At 55.9% G+C, this 3,421-nt stretch carries 3 protein-coding genes; all 3 read right to left on the bottom strand.

Features of this window, described 5'->3' with window-relative positions:
• Nucleotides 1-97: 97 nt before the first annotated feature.
• Entirely contained in the window at nt 98-1,288 is a 1,191-nt protein-coding gene (locus ACWVCN_RS02610) for a glycosyl hydrolase family 28-related protein (RefSeq protein WP_455243955.1), read from the bottom strand.
• Between the two features lie 181 nt (nt 1,289-1,469).
• Nucleotides 1,470-2,927: a sulfatase-like hydrolase/transferase gene (locus ACWVCN_RS02605; RefSeq protein WP_455243954.1), complete on the bottom strand. Its 1,458-nt coding sequence runs from the start codon at nt 2,925-2,927 to the stop codon at nt 1,470-1,472.
• A gap of 50 nt (nt 2,928-2,977) precedes the next feature.
• Nucleotides 2,978-3,421 (bottom strand): hypothetical protein (locus ACWVCN_RS02600; protein ID WP_455243953.1); only part of this gene is annotated, 444 nt, incomplete at its 5' end.

The raw sequence follows: 3,421 nt of genomic DNA, 5'->3' as shown, positions 1-3,421 counted from the left end.
GGCGATCTACATGGCGTTGAACCCCTCCTCGAAGATTACTATGGATTCCTGTAGCGCTTGTTGCCAGTGAAGCCGCAGTCATTCTCCTCTAGACCCCTTAGATCCTGTTATCGCTCTTGGGGGCTTCGGATGATCGGTTGATGACCTTTCTGCCTGATCGGAGGTGGAAGACATTACCTGAATAGACTCCCTGATGTACGTCCTTCTCAAGGACAAGTCCGTTATCATCATCAGCTTCAGAATTGTTCGCCACCGTATTGTTCGCGAGGATGAGGCCGTTACAGGCAACCGCGTGGATTCCCGTGAACGTACCTGAGAAATCCTTGTCCGTGATCTGGATGGTGCAGGCCGATACAATAACATCCTTAGCCTGCTTCCCTTCGATCCGGATCCCTTCACGTGACCGTGGCCCGGCCTTGTACGCCGAACACTGGCGGAGGATCAGGCAGTTACCCACAATCGAGGAACTCCTGCCGTTCCTGATCCAGACGGGGTACACGCCGGATGCCGCATGGCAGTTCATCACGTTGAACATCGGTTCGCCGCCCTCGGTGATGTTCAACACAAAGCCGTAGTGGTTATGGACGAAGAAGCACTCCGATATGGTCACCCCCTCGGTTGCTCCCTCCACGAGAACGCCGTAGATTGAATTCATGCCGTGGCAGGAGTCGATGACAAAGCAGGTGGAGTTGCCAGTCAGGTGGATGTGGGTTTTGGTCGTGGCCGCTATGGAGGAAGATCCACGGAAGCTGCATTGGGCGATCCGGCCGATGTGGGCATTATGAGCGCGAATGGAACCAGTCCAGTAAGCCTTGCCACCGCGCGCCTCAAAGCGGCAGTCGTGAACCGTCAAAGCCGGGTCGAGACGATCCGAACTGGTGAAATCCGCGAACAAGGCGGTCCCGCCATCCGCGACACTGGTCGTGAAAGAAATACCACTCACGCAGAAGGAAGCCTTTTGGGCCCTGGATTCCCTCCAGGTTCGAGTTTCGGCCAGGTGCAGTCCCCCTGCTTTCGTCCAGGCAAGCCGTGTCACCCCGCTTCCTGCTCCGCGGATGACGACGGTCTTGTTCTTCATGGATAGGGTCTTTGAGAGAATGGCCGTGCCTGCAGGTATCTTCAGTACGCCCCGATCGGGAAGCGCGTCAAGGGCCCTCTGAAAGGCGCCCGTGTCGTCAGTGGTGCCGTCCATATTTGCGCCGAAATCCGTAACGTCTATTTCCAGCTCTTGCGGAGCAGAAGTGACCGTGCTGGAAAGCACCAAGAGTAGAAGGAGGGCTATTCGCATGTCATTGCCTCTGATGAACCAATCAAAGCTGTGCCTCGGAATCGACGGACAGCGTTTTCTGTCGTTCCAACGAGGATACTTGGCAACGACAACAATCCCGCGGTTTAGTTCAAGCGATTCTGTAGGGAATGCCCGCTCGCGTGTTCCTGTCAATCGAGTGACCAACGTATTTCACCGCAGGCTAAAGCGGGCGGCTTCTTTGTCTATTTGGGATCACTCGCATGGCGCGTTCATGATCCGCTTGCATGTCTTGGTGATCACCCGTTTTCTCCCGCCATGCCTTGAGCTGTGCACATAGCTTGTCTCGGATATGGGAAAAGGCCGGATCATCGATGAGATTGCTCATCTGGTACGGATCTTTTTCCATGTCATAGAGAAGCCATCCACCATTGCCTGTGTGGCCGCTGGTCGCATACAGGTATTTCCGAGTACGAATCGCGCGCCACGGTGAACGGAATGCGGTGTTTCCAGAAGCCGTCTGCTGGAGAAATACCGAGTCCGGCCCCGGTTTGCTCTTCAGTATCGCCTCGCACAGGTTCTCGCCCTGCACCTGCTCCGGAATCGGCGCACCGCACAGGCCCAACAATGTCGGCATGACATTTACTGAGCCAAAAAGCAGGTCCGTCTTTTGCCCCGGGGCAATACGCTGGGGCCAGCGCATGATAAAGGGAATACGTGCGGATTCCTCGAAGGGCCGACGTTTGTATCCCGCTCCACGCGGTGAGTCCTCATGCTTATGGGAGTAGTGCATGTCGCCGTGATCCGACGAAAAGCAAAGAATCGTATTGTCGGCCAATCCCAAAGATTCCAGGGTTTTCAGAATACGCCCCAGCAGTTCGTCCAAGCTTTCGACCTGCCCGTAGTATTTTGACAGTTGCTCTCGAGCGGCCTCTCGATACTCGGCGGCAACATTGGGACGGATTGGTACATCCTCCGGCCGATGCGTATCGTAGCGTTTCGGGGGTCGGTAGGGGTTGTGAGGAGGTCCCCAGGAGAGGAACAGGCAAAAGGGTGTTTCTCTGGTTTGCTGATTGAGAAACCTTATGGCCAAATCCGTCTGCACTTCGGCTTCATAGGCTCCATCCTTCACGGGAATTGGCGTTCGGTCGTTGTTCAGGTAATAGCACGTGTTGAAGTAGCGGTGCGTAACCTCATGCCCGGCAAAGAAGTCCCAGCCCACTCGACGTTCCGGCTCTACGAATCCTCTTGGCTTATTCTCTGATCCGTGCATGTGCCATTTCCCGATGTAGCCGGTGGAATAACCTTGTGCCTTCAGGACATGAGCCAACGTAGTTTCCTTGGGATCCAGTCGATATCCCACTTTGTGGCAATACTTGCCCGTCTGTAAACCCACACGATAGGCGGAGCAAACCGGAGTGGTTGAAAAGGCATGTGTAAACAGCAGGCCCTCCCGTGCCACCTTATCCAGATTCGGCGTGCGAACGGCATCTGGCTCCTTTCCCGCCCCGGAGACACCTGCCATATTGCCCATGGCCGAGAATCGCATCTGGTCTGCAAAAATGTAGAGCACATTCGGCTTGCTTTTTGTTTCTTCCCCTTCGGCCCTCAGGGAAACGGAGGCAACAATTCCAACAGCCAACAGGCTAATGAACTGACGCCGATTTAGTTTCAATTTCATCCTTGTCAACTTTCTTCTCGCTCTCTTTGTATTGCTCGCTGATTTGTGGCTCACGGTGCGCCTGTCCTCTCCTTGCGGGCCGTGTCCTTCGTGCGTCTTGTTTTCTTGGCCGGGGACGACGCACTTGGTGCATAGGCCGGATTGCGCTCGCTGGGCAGCTTGGCGTCGGTCCGTGCGATCCACGCCAGCAATTCGTCGAGCAGTGCGTCGCGTTTGTCGACGCGGGTTTTGGCAAGGTCGATCCGTTCCCCGATGTCGTCCTGCAGATTATAGAGTTCGACAGCGTTGTTGGTGGCCAGCGCGTCACGTCCGCCGTCGAGCTGCCATTCCTCGTGGTACAGGTACAGTTTCCAGTGCCCCCGGTTGATCACGCTGACCGGACGTGTCCGAAAGACCGGATCGCGACCCCGCGTGACAGGGTTGTTGAGATAGCCGGGGAAGTGCCAGAAGATCGACGCCCGCGTGAGCGATCCCTCGCCGCGCAAGAGAGGCAG

This window comes from Petrachloros mirabilis (assembly GCF_975968855.1).
Note: the sequence above shows the minus strand (reverse complement) of the source record. Positions and strands in the feature narration are given on the sequence as shown.